Here is a 19,022-nt window from a genome sequence, read left to right as displayed (position 1 = left end):
AATGATGCAATTGATGCTATTGGTCATTGCCATAAAAATGGAAGTATTCAAACGAGGGAGGAAAATATGGAAAACCCGATCAACGATCTCCGTAGCGCCATCGCCCTGCTTCAGCGCCACGAAGGGCAGTATCTTGAAACCGATTATCCGGTCGATCCCAACGCGGAGCTGGCGGGAGTCTACCGCCATATCGGCGCGGGCGGCACGGTAAAACGTCCCACCCGTACGGGCCCGGCCATGATGTTCAACAGCGTGAAGGGCTATCCGGGCTCCCGCATCCTGGTGGGCATGCACGCCAGCCGCGAGCGCGCGGCGCTGCTTCTGGGCTGCGAGCCCTCTGAGCTGGCAAAACACGTCGGCCAGGCGGTGAAAAAGCCGGTTGCGCCGGTTGTCGTTCCCGCCTCGCAGGCGCCCTGCCAGGAACAGGTCTTCTACGCAGACGACCCAGACTTCGACCTGCGCAAGCTGCTTCCGGCCCCAACAAATACGCCGATTGATGCCGGCCCGTTCTTCTGTCTGGGGCTGGTGCTGGCAAGCGATCCGGAAGACAGCTCGCTGACGGACGTCACCATTCACCGCCTCTGCGTCCAGGAGCGCGACGAGCTTTCGATGTTCCTTGCCGCCGGGCGCCATATCGAAGTTTTCCGCAAAAAAGCCGAAGAGGCCGGAAAACCGCTGCCGGTGACGATCAATATGGGGCTCGATCCCGCCATCTATATCGGCGCATGCTTTGAGGCCCCCACCACGCCGTTTGGCTACAACGAGCTGGGCGTCGCCGGGGCGCTGCGCCAGCAGCCTGTAGAACTGGTGCAGGGCGTGGCGGTAAAAGAGAAAGCGATCGCGCGGGCGGAAATCATCATCGAGGGCGAACTTCTTCCGGGCGTGCGCGTAAGAGAAGATCAGCACACCAATACCGGCCACGCGATGCCGGAGTTCCCGGGCTACTGCGGCGAGGCGAACCCGTCCCTGCCCGTGATCAAAGTGAAAGCCGTAACCATGCGAAACCACGCGATCCTGCAAACGCTGGTGGGGCCGGGAGAAGAACACACCACGCTGGCCGGTTTGCCGACGGAGGCCAGCATCCGCAATGCCGTTGAAGAGGCGATCCCGGGCTTCCTGCAAAACGTCTATGCGCATACCGCGGGCGGCGGTAAGTTCCTCGGGATATTGCAGGTGAAAAAACGCCAGCCGTCAGACGAAGGACGTCAGGGACAGGCGGCGCTCATTGCCTTAGCCACCTATTCGGAGCTGAAGAACATCATTCTTGTCGACGAAGACGTGGATATTTTCGACAGCGACGACATCCTGTGGGCGATGACCACCCGCATGCAGGGCGATGTCAGCATCACGAATATTCCGGGGATCCGCGGCCACCAGCTGGATCCGTCCCAGTCGCCGGATTACAGCAACTCAATTCGCGCAAACGGCATCTCCTGCAAGACCATCTTCGACTGCACGGTGCCGTGGGCGCTGAAGGACCGCTTCGAGCGCGCGCCGTTTATGGAGGTGGATCCGCGTCCGTGGGCGCCGGAGCTGTTCGCTGAGAAGAAATAGGGAAAATTTCGGGCGTATGGCCAGCAGGTCATACGCTTATTTTCTTTTCAAGCGTGGCAATATTTTTATCCGCCTTTCGCTCCACCGAGAAACGATCGACGCTCAGCAAAATGAGCATCAGCCCCCTGCCGCTCTCCAGCAGCGGCGAGATTTCGCAGAAGCGGTCTCTTCGGGCGGCCTCAAGCCGCTCCAGCGGGAACGCATCACCCGCGTCGGTAAAGACAACGCGGACATTATGGTCCCGGATGTCGAACTGTACGTCGAATGCGCGTGAGGCATCCTCATGCAGCGCGTGCCGGATGATATTCGTCGCCACTTCACAGACGGCCAGATCGAGCGCGAAACGCCACTCATCGTCAACGGCAAGCGCGCTCAGCCTGTCTCCCAGCCAGCCGGCAAGCGGCGTCAGGGAGCCGAGCTCTGCCGGAAATTCCGCATGCTCCGGCGTCTGCATCTACTGCCCCAGCTGCGCAAGCGCGCTGTTTTTATCCGGATAGATGCGGAATATGCGATCCATTCGGGTCAGGGTGAACATATTCATGATCCCGGGGTTCAGGGAGCAAAGCGCCATTTCGCCTTTCCCGTTCATCAGCTTAAACAACGACACCAGCATCCCCAGCCCGCTGCTGTCGATAAAGTCCACTTTGCTAAAGTCGACAATTAAGGCTTTACGATCGCTGCCAATTTCTTCCGTCACAGAGGCCTTAAACGCCGCGGCAATGGACGCATCCAGCCGCCGGACCGCTGGCGTGAGAATGTTGGCATGCGGTAATCGTTCAGTGTTAATAATCATTCTGTTCTCCCTGACGCTCAATCACTAACAGTGAAACGTCATCGGTTAAGGCGGTCGGTTCATGTCTGTTTGCATTGCGCCAGCCGGTCAGGTGTTGGCCGAACCGCGGCAGGAGCTCGTCAACCGGCAGATGGGCATGCTCATGAAGCCAGCGTTCCAGACGTTGCGGGCCGAACTGCTCGCCCTCGCTGTTCTCACACTCCGTGATGCCGTCACTGAATAAGCATAAGCGATCCCCTGGATTGAGGGTAAAAGCGACGTCCTCCCAGCTGAGATCGGGCATCAGTCCGACAGGCGGTCCACCCTCGCCAACGTAAGTGACGGCACTCTCTGCGTTCACAATCACGGGAGTAGGATGCCCCGCCTGGCACAACAGTCCCTGACCGCTTACGGGATCGATCACGCCGTAGATGATGGTGAAATAGCTGGTGATGTCGTTTTCTTCACTGCAAAAGCGGCTGTTCAATATTCTGATGACCTCAGCAGGCGACTGAATTCCGCCCTCTGCGGTAAACAAAAAACGGTCCACCACGCGGCCGTGCAGGAACTGACGCGCTACCGCGAGGGACATCATCGCTGCCCCCACGCCGTGACCGGACACGTCCACGCAATAGAACCCCAGATGAGAGTCCAGAGGAAAAATATTGAAGACATCGCCCGATACCCAGGCAGACGGTAAGAAAAGCCAGTCGGAAAAGTAGTCCCCGAAGCGCAGGCGGTGTGAAGGCAGAACCGAGTGCTGAACGCGCGCCGCCAGCTCAAGATCCTGTTCAATCTGGCGTAACGCTTCACTCAGGCGCTTGTTGTGCGCCGCGAGGGTCGCTTCCAGCGTCAAAATACGTACCCCGGCATGGAGCCGCGCCCGTAGCTCAGCCTGTTCGACGGGTTTGCTTAAAAAATCATCGGCCCCCGCATCAAAACCCTGCGTTAAATCCCCGGCATTCTCGCGGGCCGTCAGCAGAATGATATACACATAGTGGCCAAACTGACGGCTGCGGATCGTCTGACAGAGCGTAAGCCCGTCCATTTCCGGCATCTCCCAGTCGCTTATCACCATGCTGATCGGCTGGCTGGACAATATTTCCAGCGCGGCAACGCCATTTTCCGCCTCGCTCACGATATACCCCCACTGGGTGAGCATTCGGGAGAGCAACCGACGATAAATCAGCGAATCTTCAACGATTAACACGTGCAGCGCTGACATACATCCCTCCTATAGCGGTAAGAACCAGATGAGGCTCACGGTCCCTTCCCTGAATTTTGCATTACCGTTCCCGTGCCCCGGATAGCGGGTTCCCGCGTAGTTAGCGTACTGGACGGAGAACGATCCGGGCGTATAGCCCGCATAGCCGAAGCTGTAGCTGTAATCGCCGTTCCAGGGCTGCTGCTGGCTGCTGTCCGGGAACCAGAACGCCGTTGCGCGAACGAAGAAATGTTGTTTGAAGGTATAGCCGCAGCCGCCGAGCATGACGTTTTTATTTTTGCGGATGTCATTGCTGCTTAGGTCGTAGTAGCGCGGAACCCAGCTGTACCCGACCTGGCAAATGATGGAATCCCCTTTATTAATCAGGAGCGTGTTTTCAACCGGTTTCGGTAGCGAAAACTTGTAGGCCAGCGTAAAGGCGCCCTGTTCGAAATAGGTGTGTCTCCGGCTACCCGACGTCCAGAAGTGGTTATCGCCGTAGTTGCCGTAGACCAGGCTGAACGTATTGGCATGCCAGTCGTCATAGCCGAAGCTGTAGCGAAAATCGGCGGTATAGCGGGTGGTATCTCTGAGTGGCAACCGGGAGGTAATGTTGGCAAACCAGAAGCTGTAGGGTGAATACTGCAGGCTAAGATTCAGCGTCTGGTTAATTTTTTTCGCCTGCGCGGCGCTGTCCGAGCTGTTGGGCACGCTCACCATCTGCTCTTTCAGCCCTGAACTGAAGCTCAGGGCGCCTGAAAATTTCTTGTCATTGCCTGAGAACAGACGCCCCCACCGGCTGGTAAATACGCCTGCCTGAACGGGTTCGCCGTTCTTATCGCGCAACGTCTCTTTCTCACTGCTCTGCGCCGCATCCGCCGCGGGTATTACGGCGAGCAAGACGCCCGCCAGGAGCCATTTTTCGCGCATAACCGCCATCCTTAGTTAGGTATCCAGCGTGCGGCGACGTTGTATTTTGCCATGAGCCACAAAATGCCCAGTGCCGCAGCATGCACTAACGTATTTTCTATCCAGGCATGACGCCACAAATCGAAGGTGATGAACTGACTGACCAGCAGCACCACGTACACATGCAAAATGAAGGTATAAAGCGAGTGCTGGCCTAGCGGAATAAGAAACCATCCCAGCAGGCGGTCGAGCGGCGTCCAGCAGTATGTCAGCACCAGATAGACGGTAACCATCAGGGCGATATCGTTTAACACCCGCACCGGGCCCAGCCCATTCTTCGCCGCCCAGGTGTGGTAAAACGTATTGAAGCTGTCAGGCGGAATCACGTGCATCAGCAGCGCGGGGGGCATAAACGGGTTGGTATGGTTCTGTGCTATGAACCCCAGAATGAGCGCCACTATCACCAGCGCAACCACCACCACTTTACCAGCAGGCGTGCGTGCGAAAGAGAGCAGTTCGGCTTTATACCAGCCGCTGGCCATGCCCAGCACAAAGATGAACTGCCACGCCAGCAGCGGGAAGGCAAATTCGAATTCCGACGGCGTCAGCCGAAGCGGCCACCGCTGCCACAGGCCGTACACCAGCAGCGACAGCCCCAGCAGCCACCAGACTTTCCCTTTCTGCAGCAACCCCAAAAATAGCGGGCTGAAGAGCAGCAAAAAGATATATAGCCCCAGAATTTGCGTCTGATGAGGGCCAATCTGCAAATAGAGGATAATGTTGAACCAGGTCTCTTTTATTTGCGGCGTGACCGGATAAAGCGACCAGCTTTCACCCGAAAAGCGGTCGGTAAAATGAGTGACCTCGAAAAGATTAATATGCGGGATATAGGCCAGGAGAATAAACGACACTATGATAATGATATTTACACGATATATTTTCCACGCTCTGAGATAAAGCCCCCACGAAACCGTGAGCAAAACCACTTTTTGCAGACGAGCGCGATTCAGCATCCCCAGCATAAATCCCGAGAGAATAACAAAACCTTCTGCACCTGTGGTTAACCCAAAACGCTCCCAGGAGAATATATTAAATACCGACATCACCTCCGTATGCGCCACGACCATCATGACGAGGGCTATTCCGCGCATAAAGTCAATTCTCAGGTCCCGAGCGCCTGCAACGGCATACTGCCATGCTGTTGATTTAGCGTCATCTTCTTGCGCAATCGACGGCGCAACATGGCTCATAGGGTGTCCTTTGCCTGAAAACGAAAATTAAGGTCTAAATAAAGTAGATAGACTAAAGGAATAGTAACTGCAATTTATCGCTGGCAGATGAAATATATTAAGCAGAATTAAATCTGGATTAACTCCTGCTACATATTAATAAAAACGGCGCTGGACACTTTTATCCGGCGTTCTACACTTATCTTAAATCTTGTTTAATCGCTATTTTCTTTCGCTTTTGGGCAACTGCCTGCGCAGCAGAATGGGTCTGCATTTTCACGGAATCAGGAACGCCGGAACTATGGATTTTTATTTTTCCCGTTTTGAACATCGTCGACCTCCGGAACCGTTAAAAACGCCGCGCTGGGTAATGATGACCTGGCAGGTGCTAGCGGTCGCGGCGCTTATTCTGGGCGCAAATTATATTTACTGGCGCTGGACCGCCTCCCTGAATACGGACGCGCTATGGTACGCCATACCGCTGGTCCTCGCCGAAACCCTGGCCTGGATCGGTACCGTGCTGTTTACCATTAACTTATGGAAAGAACAGGATCCTCCCCAGAGCCCGCCTCCGAGCGAGATTAACGACTGCCTGTCACCGGAGGAGGCCGTAGAGCCCCGTCCCGTTAAGGTGGATTTGTTCATTGCCACCTACTCCGAAGACACCGAGCTGGTGAGGCTGTCCATTCGCGATGCCCTGAAGATGGATTACCCGTACCCGATTGACTACCGGATCCACGTCCTCGATGACGGCCGTCGCCCGGAGATGAAAGCCGTTTGCGATGAGGAAGGCGTCAATTACATCAGTCGGCAGACCAACATCGGCTTTAAGGCCGGTAATCTGCGCAATGGCCTTGAGCAAACTGACGGCGATTTTATTGTCATCTGCGACGCCGATACCCGGGTATTTCCCACCCTTCTCAGCCATACGCTGGGCTATTTCCGCGACCCGGACGTGGCCTGGGTGCAGACGCCGCAGTGGTTTTTCGATCTTCCGGAAGGAGAAAGTTTGTCGCGCTGGGGCCAGCGGAAAGCGGGAAAAGCGGGCTATGGCCTGGGCTGGCTGATACAAAAATTCGTGGGGCCGGTCACGGTTGGCCGCGACCCGTTTTTTAACGATCCGCGCATGTTCTATGACGTGATCCTGCGGCGGCGCAACTGGGCGAACGCGGCGTTCTGCTGCGGCGCGGCGTCCATCCACCGTCGCGAGGCGGTTATGCAGGCCGCGCTGAGAAGCTACGTCTGGTCCGTCGAAGAGGAGATCCATCGCCATACCCATGACATCCGCGATGACGAAACGCGGAGTGCGCTCCAGGAGGCGATGCGCCCGCACGTGGCATTTGACACTGAGTTAACGCCCTACAAATTCCACGTCTCCGAAGATATTTACACCTCGGTGCTGCTGCACGGTGACGCCGCACGACGCTGGCGTTCGGTCATGCACCCGCGCGTTGAGTCGAAGATGCTCTCTCCGCAGGATATGCTGACCTGGATGATCCAGCGTTTTAAATACGCCGCAGGTTCGCTGGATATTTTGTTCCATGACAACATCTTTAGCCGTCGTCGCTTCAGGCTTTCACTCCCCCAGACGCTGATGTACGCCACGACCTTCTGGTCCTATATGGCCTGCGTATGGAACACGGTGTTTTTGATTTCACCCATTATTTATCTGTTCACCGGCATTCCGCCGGTATCGGCCTGGTCGACGCCGTTCTATCTCCATTTTCTCCCCTTTTTTATTTTCTCCGAGCTGGCCTTTATGTTCGGGACATGGGGGATTTCGGCCTGGGACGGCAGGGCTTCCTACCTCTCCTTCTTTTCCATGAATCTGCGCGCGCTTAATACGGTGCTGCGGGGGGAACAGATCAAATTTCACGTCACGCCAAAAGAGAGGCAGACGGGCCGTTTTCTCTATCTGGTGAAGCCGCAGATTGCCATCGTGGTGCTGACCCTCGCAGGGCTTATCTGGGGCGGGATTCAGGTTGCCCGCGGCCAGGTCGACGATCCTTCTGGCTACGTCATCAATATTTTCTGGGGAGGGGTGAACATCGCCGCCATGCTGCCGCTGATATTCGCAGCCATGTGGACGCCCGCCGAAGACGATGAGGTCACCCAATGAGAATACGTGATGCCCTGCTTTCCGCGCGCAGTTATCTCACTATTCTGCTGGGGTTCCTGCTCGGCTTTGCCATTGTGGTATGGGTTGAGAAACAAATGCCGTCGCGCGTGGAGAGCAGCGGCGGCATCGCGCTCAGCAAAGATTTCCCTCCGCTGCCCGCGAAACGCGGGCTGACCTATGAAGAGGCCATCTGGGCGCGGGTGGCCTGGCAATACTACGTGAATAATACCCAGCCAAACGGCCTGGCGAACGCCAGCGACGGAGAGCCCTGGCTGAGCCTCTGGAGCGTGGGGAGCTACCTGTTTGCGGCCGCTGCCGCAGAGCAGCTCAATATCATTTCCACCGATGAGTTTGACGAGAGGATCAGCGCGGCCCTGTTTACGCTGGGGCAGTTGCCGCTTAATGAGAAAGGCCTCCCTGCCGCGTATTACCATGCGGACACCCTTAAAATTCTGGGAAAACCTGACGCCTCCGCAATAGGCCTGAGCCGCCTGCTGACGGCGCTTCAGACCCTCCTTTGGCGCTATCCTCAGCACGCAGCCGCAATCCGCGATCTATTTAGCATCTGGCGCACCGGCGCGCTGATGGAAAACAACACCCAAAGCCAGGCGGCCGTGCCGCTCCATCACTGGACTCTGACCAATGACGAACAGCGGGACAGCTTTGGCTATCGGCTGTATGCCAGCCATACGCTGCGCTTAATTGACAGTGCGGCGGGCCTCGCGGTCACCAATCCGCCTGAAGGGCAAAAGATGATCGACCTGGACGGGATCATGGTTCCCGATGAAGGGCTGCGCACGCCCTGGGGCAAGCAGACCTCCCTAATCAGCCTCCCCTATTTATTAACCGGCCTTGAGCTTGGCTTTGACGCACAGAGCGCTGAAATTGCGTGGCGGATTATGCAGATCCAGCAGCGGCGCCACGGTCTGCGTTCACCAAAACCTCCCATCAGCACGGATTATGCCGAACCGGCGCCGGATTACGTTACCGATCTGCCAAACAGGCAGCCGGTACAGGCGCGCGCCCTGCGCGAAGAGGTGCCGGAGAAGGTGGCGATCGCCTCCACCCGCACCGCGTTTGCCTGGTATGCCCTGTTCCGCAACGGCTGGAGCGAAGCGCTGCGCCAGCAGGTTCTGCCGCTTCTGGTGCCGGGTAAAGGCTGGCAACGCGGCTTCAATCTTAATAACAGCGTTAATAGCGTCGTGGACGCCGACACCAACGCCATCGTGCTGGAAAGTCTGTCCTACATCGCGCACGGCCAGATGCTCTGTCTGGCCTGCCTTAACACGGCCCCCCATTCATCCACTCCCGCAGGAGCAACGCCATGAAGCCAAGATCCCCGATCCTTTTCCACCTGCTCACGGGAATAACGATCTGCTGGCTGGCGCTCTCGACCGCGCGCGCGGAAACCGGGCTGCCTGCATCTGGTTACTCCCCGCGCAGCGGCGAGCTGACCGCCCGAGAGATGACGATTGCGAAAAACGCCTGGCAGTATTTCGTCTCAAACTATCAGCCCACGACGGGCCTGGTGAATGCGGTTAATAAATATCCCTCCACCACCATGTGGGACAGCGCCTCCTATCTGGCCGCACTAACGGCGGCGCGCGAGCTGGGGATCATTGATAAAGCAGAATTCGACCGCCGGATGCTGAAATTTCTCGCCACGCTAAACACCCTGGTGCTGTTCCGCAACGAGCTGCCCAACAAAGCCTATAACACCATCAGCGGCCAGAAGGTGGACTATACCAACAAGCCCGGCGAAATTGGCTTCTCGGCCCTGGATATCGGGCGAATGCTGGTCTGGCTGAAAATCATCAAAGAACGTTACCCGGAATACGGCAACAGCGTTGATAACGTGGTGCTCGGCTGGGATTTCAGCCATGCAATTGACCCCTGCGGCACGCTGTACGGCGCCTATCTCGAAAACGGTCAACCGAAGTATGTTCAGGAAGGCCGCCTGGGCTATGAAGAGTACGGCGCGGCAGGTTTTCAGCTGTGGGGGTTCAATACCTGTAAAGCCAGCCGCCCGCAGCCGTACGAGCTGGCCGAGATTTACTGCGTGCTGGTCCCGTACGATACACGCGACCCGCGCAATACGTCGCAGCATAACTACGTGGTGACGGAATCCTACCTGCTCTACGGTCTGGAGTTCGGCTTCGATAAGCCGACCGACCGGGATAACGCCCCGCGCGACTACTCCCTGACGTGGATGAAAAACTTTGCCGATCGCGTTTATCAGGCTCAGGAGAACCGCTATACCATCACCGGCGTGCTCACCGCGCGCTCTGAGCACCAGCTCGATAAAGCCCCTTACTTCGTCTATGACACCGTCTTCAGCGACGGGTACAACTGGAACACCATCACCGACAAGGGCCAGTTCGTCCCTAACGCTGCCGCGATTTCACTTAAAGCGGCGCTGGGGATGTGGGTCCTGTGGAACTCGCCTTATACCGACCGCCTGCTGAACACCATTGAGAATGCCAACGAAGAGGGAAAAGGCTACTACGAAGGGCTGTATGAAAACGGCGACGGGCCGATCAAGGAGTTCACCGCGAACAATAACGGCATCATGCTGGAGGCCCTGCTGTTCAAAAAAGAGGGCAAACTGCTGGCCTTCAATACCGACAACCCTAAGAGCAAGGATTTTGCGCCGTCGCTGTGGGATCAAAAGCTGCTCGATCAGTTTGAAGAGAACAACGCCCTGCGCAGCCGCCCGTTCCTGACAAGCACGCCGGCCGTAAAAAGCTGGTGCGACCGGACCGGCATCACGCAGCGCACCAAACCCGCCTGCCAGGCCTGTCAGTGCGCGTCTTGCAGCGCGGACGAGCCGGTTAAACTGCCTCCGGTGACAGCGCAATGCTTAAAACCATAGCCAGAGGGCTCGCGGGATTACTCCTCGCAGGCGTGGTCATCTTTGCTCTGTTTGGCAATCAGGGGGCCGGCTGGCGCTGGCTAATCAACGGCGGCTGGCACTCCAGCGCGCGTATCGCTGCCCTGACGCCGGAAGAACAGAAATGGGCGGCGATCGCCTGGCGCTATTTCGTGAACAATACGCAGCCGCAAACCGGACTGGTCAACGGAAGCGACAAACAGCCCCGCGTTACGCTCTGGCAAATGGGCGATACGCTTATCGCCCTGCTGGCGGCAAAAGAGCTGGGGCTGATTGATGAGGCCGATTATGACGCCCGCCTGACGCGGCTGATGGGCACTCTCAACCGCCTGATGCTGACCGAGACCCGGACGCCAGGGCGGCTCTATTCCAGCCAGACAGCGGCGCCGATCGACTTTAGCGGCAAGCCCGCTAAAAATGGCTGGTCCGCGCGCGACATGGCTCGTCTGATGCTCGCCCTGCGCCTGACCGCTGAGCGGGAGCCGCAGTACAGCGAGTATCTGGATAAAATCATTCTGCGCTGGAACTTCTGCCCGGTCATCGATGGCGAAGGCGAACTGTGGTCCTCTTCCCTGCAAAACGGCCAGCCGGTGGTCCGCGAGGAGCTGCGCCTGGGCGAAAGCGAATATGCCGCGACGGCGTTTCGTCTGTGGGGTTTTTCCCCGGATAAAGCGTTTACGCCCCCTGCGCACCACGTCATCATCGCTCAGCGGCGCCTGGCCGTGGACGCCCGCGATCCGCGCACCACGTGGCAGCCCTCCCTGATCACCACCCTTCCCTATATGCTGCCGGGCCTGGAGTTTGGCTGGGAGCCGGAAGGCGTTGCGGCCGATCTGCAAAAGCGTCTGCGCAAGCAGGCGGAAAACGTCTGGCTCAGCCAGAAAAGCCGCTGGGAGACCGAGAAGATCCTGACGGCCAGAGCGGATTTTTCGCTCCCACAGGCCCCCTGGCACATTCAGGATACGGTCTGGGGAAATGGCTATGCCTGGAACTCTGTTGGCGATGATGGCCGGGATTACACCCGCCTCGCGCAGGTTTCGACAAAAGCGGTTTTTGCGCTGTGGGCCTTGTGGGATACCTCTTATACCGACGTCCTGATGTCGGTCACCGAGCACCTTAACGATCCGCAGAAAGGCTGGTACGAAGGCCGCCTGGAAGCCACGGGCGATACCAACGCCTCCCTGACCCTTTCTACCAATGCCACGGTTCTGGAAGCCCTTTTCTTTAAGCACAACGCCGGGCCGCTGTTTGACGCCCGCCGGTCTAGGAAAGAGAGCTACTTTACGCGCCGTGTGGCAGAGGAATATACGCCAGTCGGGCACTGTCTGCCGGGCGAAAACGCCCTAAGGAGGACGCCGTGAAGTTTTACCGCGATCTGTTTGAATCCAGTCTGAACCGCGTCTTTCCGGATAATGACAAAACGGCGTTTTTTCAGACGTTCTATGACGCCTTCGTCCATATGTCACCCGAGACGGAGCTGCATTTTTCTCGCCTGCCGGATCGGGAAGGTCAGCAGACCCTGTTTAAAAGTTTCTTCGCCATGCTTGCGGTAGACGGCGCCCTGATCGTCCCTGATTTTCTCGAGCGGCTGGCGCGGGAGCAAAGCGACGACGGCCTGCACCTTCCCCCACGATTTTTCGCGCTCTGGCGAGAAGCGATGCTGAACGCGGTGAGCGAGCGCGACCCGCAGTGCGACGAAGAGATCCTGACGGCCTGGGCGATGGCTATCGCGCCCGGGCTGGAGTACCTGCGCCGACAGGCCGAACTGCACTACCGCGCGTAGGGAGGATCGCGATGAGCACATTTACGTACGATCTTAACGCGCTGCCGGCCGCCGTCATGATTTATGACTGCGATGAGCGCCTGCAGGCCTGGAATGACAACGTGGCCCTTTTTTATCCGGTCATCACCCCCTGGCTGCAGGTGGGTAAGCCCCTTGCTGAGCTGGCGGAACGCTTTATCGACGCTGTTTACAACGTCGACCCCGGCCTGCGCCAGACGCTACGCGAGTCGGTCGTACGCAACTGTCGGCAGGATAAACACTGTGAGGTGCGGCAAGTGGGCCAGCGGCGTATTTTCGTTCAGCATCAGCGCCTTGCGGACGGCGGTATTGTCAGCCTGCACAGCGATATTACGGAGCTGGATGAGGCGCAGCGCTCGCGCCACCAGCTGCATGACGATTTTCTGCTGACGGCAGAATCCATTCATATTGGGATCTGGGACTGGCAGGTTTCCGGCGACGCGTTACAGGTTAACGACACGCTGCTTGCCATGCTGGGTCAGTCGCGCACCCAGTGGCGATATCCGGTGCTTTTTCTGCTCAATCAGGTCCACGAGGACGATCGCGCAGCGCTGCGCAAGGCGCTGCACGCTTCGAAGCAGGATCACCGTCCGGTCTTTGAATGTGAAATTCGCGTGCATCACCCTACCGAAGGACTGCGCTGGATGCTGCTGTCAGGCCAGGTGGTCACACTCTCCATTGAGGGAAACGCCGAGCGCGTAATTGGCACGCTGCAGGATATTACGCGGCGCAAGGAGGCTGAAATTCAGGCGTTCGCCTCGGCCATTGAGGCACAAAAAGCCAATGAGGCAAAAAGCGCGTTCCTGGCGAATATGAGCCATGAAATTCGTACCCCGATGAACGGCATTATCGGCATGACCCAGCTGTGCCTGGATACGTCTCTCAGTTCCGATCAGCGGGATTACCTGACGCTGGTGATGAGTTCGGCCCAGTCTCTGCTGCATATCATCAACGATATTCTCGACTTTTCCCGTATCGAAGCCGGCAAAGTGGAGCTGGAGACGGACCCCGTGCCTGTCCGTCCCTTCATTCAGTCGCTTATTCGCCCGCACATGCCGGGGGCGAGCGAAAAAGGCATTGAGCTTCTGGTTGATATTGCGCCCGACGTTCCCGACGTGCTGCTGGTCGATGGCGCCCGGCTGCGCCAGATCCTGACCAATCTGCTGGGCAACGCGCTGAAATTTACGCACCAGGGAGAAGTTATCCTGATTGTTGAGCCGGGCGATAGCGCGGATCGCTGGCGTTTCCGGGTGCGCGACAGCGGCATTGGCATCCCGGCGGATAAACAAATGGCCATTTTTGAAGCGTTCAGCCAGGCGGATAACTCAACCACCCGCCGCTATGGAGGGACGGGGCTCGGGTTAACCATTTCTGCTCGACTGGTTGCGGCGATGGGCGGCGAGTTGACGGTCACCAGCGAGCCGGGGAAAGGCAGCGAGTTTTCTTTCGTCCTGCCGCTTGCAACACAGTTTGTTGCCCCGGAGGAACGCCCGCGTAGCCAGCGCTTTAACGGTGAGCCCGTGCTGGTGGTGGATGATAACGAAACCAACCTCCGGCTGCTGGCCGCCATGCTGAGCCAGATGGGGCTAAAACCCACCTGCGTCAACAACGCCAGCGAGGCCATCAACCGGGTTAAAGCGAGTGCCTGGCCGCTGATCCTGCTGGACGCGCAGATGCCGGATATGGACGGCGTGTCTCTGGCCCTTGAGCTTTCGGTGCTGCCGCAGATTTCTGAAAGCCATATCATCATGCTGAGCTCTATGAGCCGACATTTTGATATCAATATGCTGAAGCGAATTGGCATCAAAAACTATCTGCATAAGCCTATCGCTCAGGACGAGCTGCATCAGGCGATTGCCGCGGCGTTTGAACGTGCGCCGAAGACCGTGGGGGAAACCGCGCCCGCCCCCGTCACCGCCCCGGGCGCTACGGGGCTGCGGATCCTGCTCGCTGAAGATAACCTCGTTAATCAGAAGGTTGCCGCGCGCCTGCTGGAACGCCTCGGCCATACCTGTCAGATCGTCGACAACGGCGTCGCGCTGCTTGAACGCTGGCGCACGGGCGTGTGGGACGTTCTGCTGATCGATCTTCAGATGCCCGAGATGGACGGCGAGACCGCCATTCGCCTGCTTCGCGAGGAGGAACGCGCCCGGCCAGGATCGGCCCAGCCCGCCGTCGCCATGACCGCACACGCCATGCAGGGGGATAAGGAGCGCTGTCTTAACATGGGCTTCGACGGCTACATTGCCAAGCCCATCAGCCAGGAGCGTCTCGCTGAGGAGATAGCTCGCGTGCTCGAGCGTCATGATGATTCCTCCGTTTTTCCTGATGAAGCGCGCCTGCTGAAACAGTGCGCTGACGACTCTGCCCTGGTTCAGGAGCTACTGGCCCTGTTTGGCGAAGGGCTGGAGGAGGCCATAAGAGCGATCGCCCGGGCAATCGACAGCGATGACCGTGAAGCGCTGCGCCGCACGGCCCACAAGCTGCGCGGAGAAGCCGTCACGCTGGATTTCGGGCTGCTCGCCCGTCAGCTGCAGGCTCTGGAGAACGAGGCGCACTCGCAGGACAGGCATCAGCTTGCGGCGCTGAATGAACAACTTCACAAGGAATCGCTGCGCCTGGCGGCGTGGCTCAACGCGCGCGGGGTAAACGTGACTCATGACTCGTAACTGCATGCTGCTCTTTGCCCTGTTTCTCCCCACAATGGTGGCGGCATCAGCGCCGGTAAGCTGGTCGCTTGCGGGCACCTGGCAGGTTCAGGACGCCAACGACGGCACGCCTCCTCCCGCATCAGGCTGGCGCGGGCTGAAAGTCCCCGCCAACTGGTACAGCGCGGGGTACGATCATCAGGGCGCGCTGTGTTATAAGCACGCATTTACGCTACCCCTTCAACCGCCCGACGTAATGAGCACCATGGTGTTTGACGGCGTCGATTACCTTGCCGACGTGACGCTGAACGGCCAGCCGCTGGGCAAGCACGAGGGCTATTTTCAGCGCTTTTCGCTGGATGCCAGCGCCGCGTTACAACGTCACAACCAGTTAGTGGTTCGGGTGGATAGCCCTTACGAAGATCCGCACAAGGTCTGGCCGCTGCATAAAACGGTCATGAAGGGGATTCTTAATCAGCATGATACGCGTCCCGGCGGTGCCTGGTCGCCGGAAGGACAGGACGCCAACTCTGGCGGCATTTGGGCACCGGTCAGGCTGCATCTGAGCCGGGGCGCCACCCTGGATGAAATCATCCTTCGGCCTGACTGGTCGCAGGGGCTGAAAAGCCCTGCACTGAAGGCTGAGATTCGCTATCGCGCGCTCGGTCAGGGCCCGGCAACCGTGCGGCTCACCGCCACGCCCGCTAATTTCAGCGGCAAACGCTTCCAGGCAGATTTTCCTCTTACCCTGGAAAACGGCGCCCATTCCGCCCGTGTTACGCTGCCCATGCCTGCGGCAAAACTGTGGTGGCCCGTCGGCACCGGGAAACCCCATCTGTATACGGTTCGCGTCTCATTACGGGATGAAAAAGGGTTAATGGATACGGCGGTCACCCGCACCGGACTGCGCAAGATCGTTGAGCAGCCAGACAACAAAGGCTGGCTCATTAACGACAGGCGCCTTTTTGTTAAGGGCAGCAATTACATTGGCTCTCCCTGGCTCGGCACCATGACGCGAGAAAAATATCGTCGCGATCTTCGTCTGGCAGAAGCCATGAATGCGAACGCCATTCGCGTGCACGGACACGTTGCCGGGCGCGCGCTGTATGACGTTGCCGATGAAATGGGCATGATGATCTGGCAGGATGTTCCGCTGCAGTGGGGCTACGACAGCAGCGACGCCTTTACCCAAAATGCGGTTCGACAGACGCGGGAGATGATCGAACAGTTTGGCAACTCCCCCGCCATCATCGTCTGGGGCGGCCATAACGAACCGCCCTGGAATTCGCCGTGGATGGAAAAACGCTTCCCGGACTGGAACAAAAACCTCAACCGCGAGCTCACGCAGCGGGTAGCGGACACGCTTGCCGAAGATACCTCCCGCATCGTGCATCGCTTTTCCGCCGTTGAGGAGCACTACTGGGCGGGCTGGTATTTCGGTAGCGTACGTGACCTGCTGACGCCGGCCAAAACGGGGATCATCACCGAGTTTGGCGCGCAGGCGCTGCCCCGCTTGTCCACGCTAAAAACCATCATCCCGGCTGCGCATCTCTGGCCAAAAACCACCGCCGCTGACGATCCCGGCTGGACCGTCTGGAAATACCATAACTTCCAGCCCTTTCAGACGTTTAAATTTGCCGGTATCCCGCGCGGAAACAACATTCAGGAAATGATCCGCAATACCCAGGCGTATCAGGCGCGGCTCGTCGCCACGGCTGCCGAGAGCTACCGCCGACAGCGCTACCAGCCGGTGACGGCTCTGTTTCACTTTATGTTTGTCGAGACCTGGCCCTCCATCAACTGGGGCGTGGTGGACTACCTGCGTAAGCCTAAAGCCGGGTTTTACGCGTTAAAACGCGCATATCAGCCGATTCTGCCGTCCATTGAACCGGTCACCCCGCAGTGGAAATCCGGCACGGCGGCGACCGTGCGTCTCTGGGCCATCAACGACACCTGGAAACCGTGCAGCGAGTGCCGTCTTAACTGGCGCATCACCCAGCGCGATAAGGTGCTGGCAAAGGGGACGATGACGATGACAATCCCCGCAGATTCGGGAACGATGGTCAAAACGCTGACGGCCACGCCCGTGGGTCAGGATGAGGTGTCGATCGGGTTTACGATTGAAAACAAGGCGGGAAAAAGAGTTGGTGAAAATCAGCGGACGGAGTCCATCATAAAATGAGCGAGGGAAAAGGAAAATTGCCGCTTCCCCTGCTTTCTTGTACCCTTTCACCGGAAACCCTGCCCCCACAAACATTGAGACATCCGGACACCTATGACTGCACATATTTCCAAAGATCCTTTGCATGGCGTAACGCTGGAGATGATGGTCAATGCCCTGGTGGCAAAATATGGCTGGAGCGAACTGGGCGACCGAATCAAAATTAACTGTTTCAGAAAAGATCCCAGCGTTAAATCGAGCCTGAAGTTTCTGCGGCGCACCCCGTGGGCGCGCGCGGAAGTCGAAGCCCTGTATCTGGACTCCCTCGACGATGTGGTGAGCACAGAACAGGCGGAGCCCGCCTTTAATCCCTGGGCCAACAGTCGGATTATCAAGAGCTAATACGCAAATGACGCGACACGTAAAACGGATTGGTGCGCTGGCTGCCTGCGCGCTTTTACTTGTGAGCTGCTCCTCAAAACCACCCAAATCACTGGTTACCCCCCTTCCCACCGCGAGCAAGCCGACGCCGCAGGCAAACGAGCCGATGCGCGGGATCTGGCTGGCGACCGTCTCGCGTCTCGACTGGCCGCCGGTGGCCTCGGTGAACGGCCGCAGCGCTGACCAGCGCATCGCGATGCAAAAGCAGGCGCTGATTGGCAAGCTCGACAACCTTAAGCACCTCGGTATTAACACGGTGTTTTTCCAGGTGAAGCCGGACAGCACGGCCCTCTGGTCATCCAAAATTTTACCGTGGTCGGATATGCTGACGGGCAACATCGGCGAGTATCCGGGATACGATCCGCTGCAGTTTATGCTGGATGAAGCACACAAGCGCGGCATGAAGGTCCATGCCTGGTTCAACCCGTACCGCGTGTCGACCAACACTAAGCCGTCAACCATCGCCGCCCTGAACCGGACTTCCTATCAGACCCCGTCCAGCGTCTATGTCCAGCACCCTGAGTGGGTGCGCATCTCGGGCGACCGCTTTGTTCTCGACCCCGGTATTCCGGAAGTGCGCGACTGGATAACCAAAGTGGTGACCGAAGTGGTGGAGAACTACGCGGTAGACGGCGTGCAGTTTGACGATTACTTCTATACCGAAACGCCTGGTTCAGCGCTCAATGACGCACAGACCTGGCGGCAGTACGGTCAGGGATTTTCCTCAAAGGCTGACTGGCGTAGACACAACACGCAGCAGCTGATCGTGCAGGTTTCCCGCGCGATTAAACAGACCAAGCCCGACGTTGAGTTTGGCGTCAGCCCGGCGGGCGTGTGGCGAAACCGCTCCTTTGACCCGGCGGGTTCAGACACCCGCGGCGCCGCGGCCTATGATGAATCCTACGCCGATACGCGGCAGTGGGTGCAGCAGGGCCTGCTGGACTACATCGCTCCGCAGATTTACTGGCCCTTCTCACGGGATGCCGCGCGCTACGACGTGCTGACCAAATGGTGGGCCGACGTCGTGAAGCCGACCCACACTCGCCTGTATATCGGCATTGCGTTCTACAAGGTGGGCGAGCCGTCGAGAAATGAGCCGGACTGGACGGTTCAGGGCGGCGTGCCGGAGCTGAAAAAGCAGCTCGATCTCAACGATTCGCTGCCCAACGTGAACGGCACCATCCTGTTCCGGGAAGATTACCTGAACCAGCCGCAGACGCAGCAGGCGGTGAACTACCTGAAAGGACGCTGGGGAAGCTAAGAGACTATCAGGCAGAAACGCCCCGTTTCTGCC

At 58.2% G+C, this 19,022-nt stretch carries 15 protein-coding genes; 10 read left to right on the top strand and 5 right to left on the bottom strand.

Annotated elements, in window-relative coordinates:
- The first annotated feature begins 66 nt into the window (after positions 1 to 66).
- Positions 67 to 1,554: a UbiD family decarboxylase gene (locus tag P346_RS19910; RefSeq protein WP_032657004.1), complete on the top strand. Its 1,488-nt coding sequence runs from the start codon at positions 67 to 69 to the stop codon at positions 1,552 to 1,554.
- A 28-nt stretch (positions 1,555 to 1,582) separates the two neighbouring features.
- On the opposite strand, the gene P346_RS19915 is transcribed toward P346_RS19910, so the two are convergent.
- From P346_RS19915 to opgC, 5 genes are read right to left on the bottom strand one after another with little or no spacing between them, the layout of a single operon-like run.
- The gene (locus tag P346_RS19915; protein ID WP_032657002.1) at positions 1,583 to 2,008 is read right to left on the bottom strand and encodes an ATP-binding protein; all 426 of its coding nucleotides are present in this window, start codon (positions 2,006 to 2,008) and stop codon (positions 1,583 to 1,585) included.
- Positions 2,009 to 2,347: an STAS domain-containing protein gene (locus P346_RS19920; RefSeq protein WP_032657000.1), complete on the bottom strand. Its 339-nt coding sequence runs from the start codon at positions 2,345 to 2,347 to the stop codon at positions 2,009 to 2,011.
- Positions 2,337 to 3,551, bottom strand: coding sequence for a PP2C family protein-serine/threonine phosphatase (locus P346_RS19925; protein ID WP_032656998.1), 1,215 nt, complete (start codon positions 3,549 to 3,551; stop codon positions 2,337 to 2,339). Before P346_RS19925 ends, P346_RS19920 begins: the two co-directional genes overlap by 11 nt.
- A gap of 9 nt (positions 3,552 to 3,560) precedes the next feature.
- Entirely contained in the window at positions 3,561 to 4,460 is a 900-nt protein-coding gene (locus tag P346_RS19930; protein ID WP_084492142.1) for a hypothetical protein, read from the bottom strand.
- A gap of 11 nt (positions 4,461 to 4,471) precedes the next feature.
- On the bottom strand, positions 4,472 to 5,689 hold the full coding sequence (gene opgC, locus P346_RS19935; RefSeq protein WP_032656994.1) for an OpgC domain-containing protein: 1,218 nt from the start codon (positions 5,687 to 5,689) through the stop codon (positions 4,472 to 4,474).
- A gap of 280 nt (positions 5,690 to 5,969) precedes the next feature.
- Between opgC and P346_RS19940 the strand changes: the two genes are divergently transcribed.
- The 9 genes from P346_RS19940 (at position 5,970) to P346_RS19980 (ending at position 18,989) form a co-directional block, all read left to right on the top strand.
- The gene (locus P346_RS19940; protein WP_032656993.1) at positions 5,970 to 7,787 is read left to right on the top strand and encodes a glycosyltransferase family 2 protein; all 1,818 of its coding nucleotides are present in this window, start codon (positions 5,970 to 5,972) and stop codon (positions 7,785 to 7,787) included.
- On the top strand, positions 7,784 to 9,115 hold the full coding sequence (locus P346_RS19945) for a DUF3131 domain-containing protein (protein WP_032656991.1): 1,332 nt from the start codon (positions 7,784 to 7,786) through the stop codon (positions 9,113 to 9,115). Before P346_RS19940 ends, P346_RS19945 begins: the two co-directional genes overlap by 4 nt.
- Positions 9,112 to 10,659 carry a DUF3131 domain-containing protein gene (locus P346_RS19950; RefSeq protein WP_032656990.1) on the top strand — a complete coding sequence of 516 codons (1,548 nt, stop codon included), beginning with the start codon at positions 9,112 to 9,114 and terminating at the stop codon, positions 10,657 to 10,659. The genes P346_RS19945 and P346_RS19950 overlap by 4 nt, the downstream gene beginning before the upstream one ends.
- A complete protein-coding gene (locus tag P346_RS19955; RefSeq protein ID WP_032656988.1) occupies positions 10,644 to 12,038 on the top strand; it encodes a DUF3131 domain-containing protein in 1,395 nt (464 codons plus the stop codon). The genes P346_RS19950 and P346_RS19955 overlap by 16 nt, the downstream gene beginning before the upstream one ends.
- Positions 12,035 to 12,460, top strand: a complete 426-nt coding sequence (locus P346_RS19960; RefSeq protein ID WP_032656986.1) for a globin — start codon at positions 12,035 to 12,037, stop codon at positions 12,458 to 12,460. Before P346_RS19955 ends, P346_RS19960 begins: the two co-directional genes overlap by 4 nt.
- An 11-nt stretch (positions 12,461 to 12,471) precedes the next feature.
- Entirely contained in the window at positions 12,472 to 15,147 is a 2,676-nt protein-coding gene (locus tag P346_RS19965) for a response regulator (protein WP_032656984.1), read from the top strand.
- Complete coding sequence (locus P346_RS19970) at positions 15,137 to 17,308, top strand: glycoside hydrolase family 2 protein (protein WP_032656982.1); 2,172 nt, start codon at positions 15,137 to 15,139, stop codon at positions 17,306 to 17,308. Before P346_RS19965 ends, P346_RS19970 begins: the two co-directional genes overlap by 11 nt.
- 93 nt (positions 17,309 to 17,401) lie before the next feature.
- Positions 17,402 to 17,689 (top strand): VF530 family DNA-binding protein, encoded by a 288-nt coding sequence (locus tag P346_RS19975; protein WP_032656980.1) that lies wholly within the window; start codon positions 17,402 to 17,404, stop codon positions 17,687 to 17,689.
- A 7-nt stretch (positions 17,690 to 17,696) separates the two neighbouring features.
- Positions 17,697 to 18,989: a glycoside hydrolase family 10 protein gene (locus P346_RS19980; RefSeq protein WP_032656978.1), complete on the top strand. Its 1,293-nt coding sequence runs from the start codon at positions 17,697 to 17,699 to the stop codon at positions 18,987 to 18,989.
- The last annotated feature ends 33 nt before the right edge of the window (positions 18,990 to 19,022 follow it).

The organism is Enterobacter sp. DC1, from assembly GCF_000568075.1.
GTDB classification, from domain to species: Bacteria; Pseudomonadota; Gammaproteobacteria; order Enterobacterales; family Enterobacteriaceae; genus Enterobacter; species Enterobacter asburiae.
Note: the sequence above shows the minus strand (reverse complement) of the source record. Positions and strands in the feature narration are given on the sequence as shown.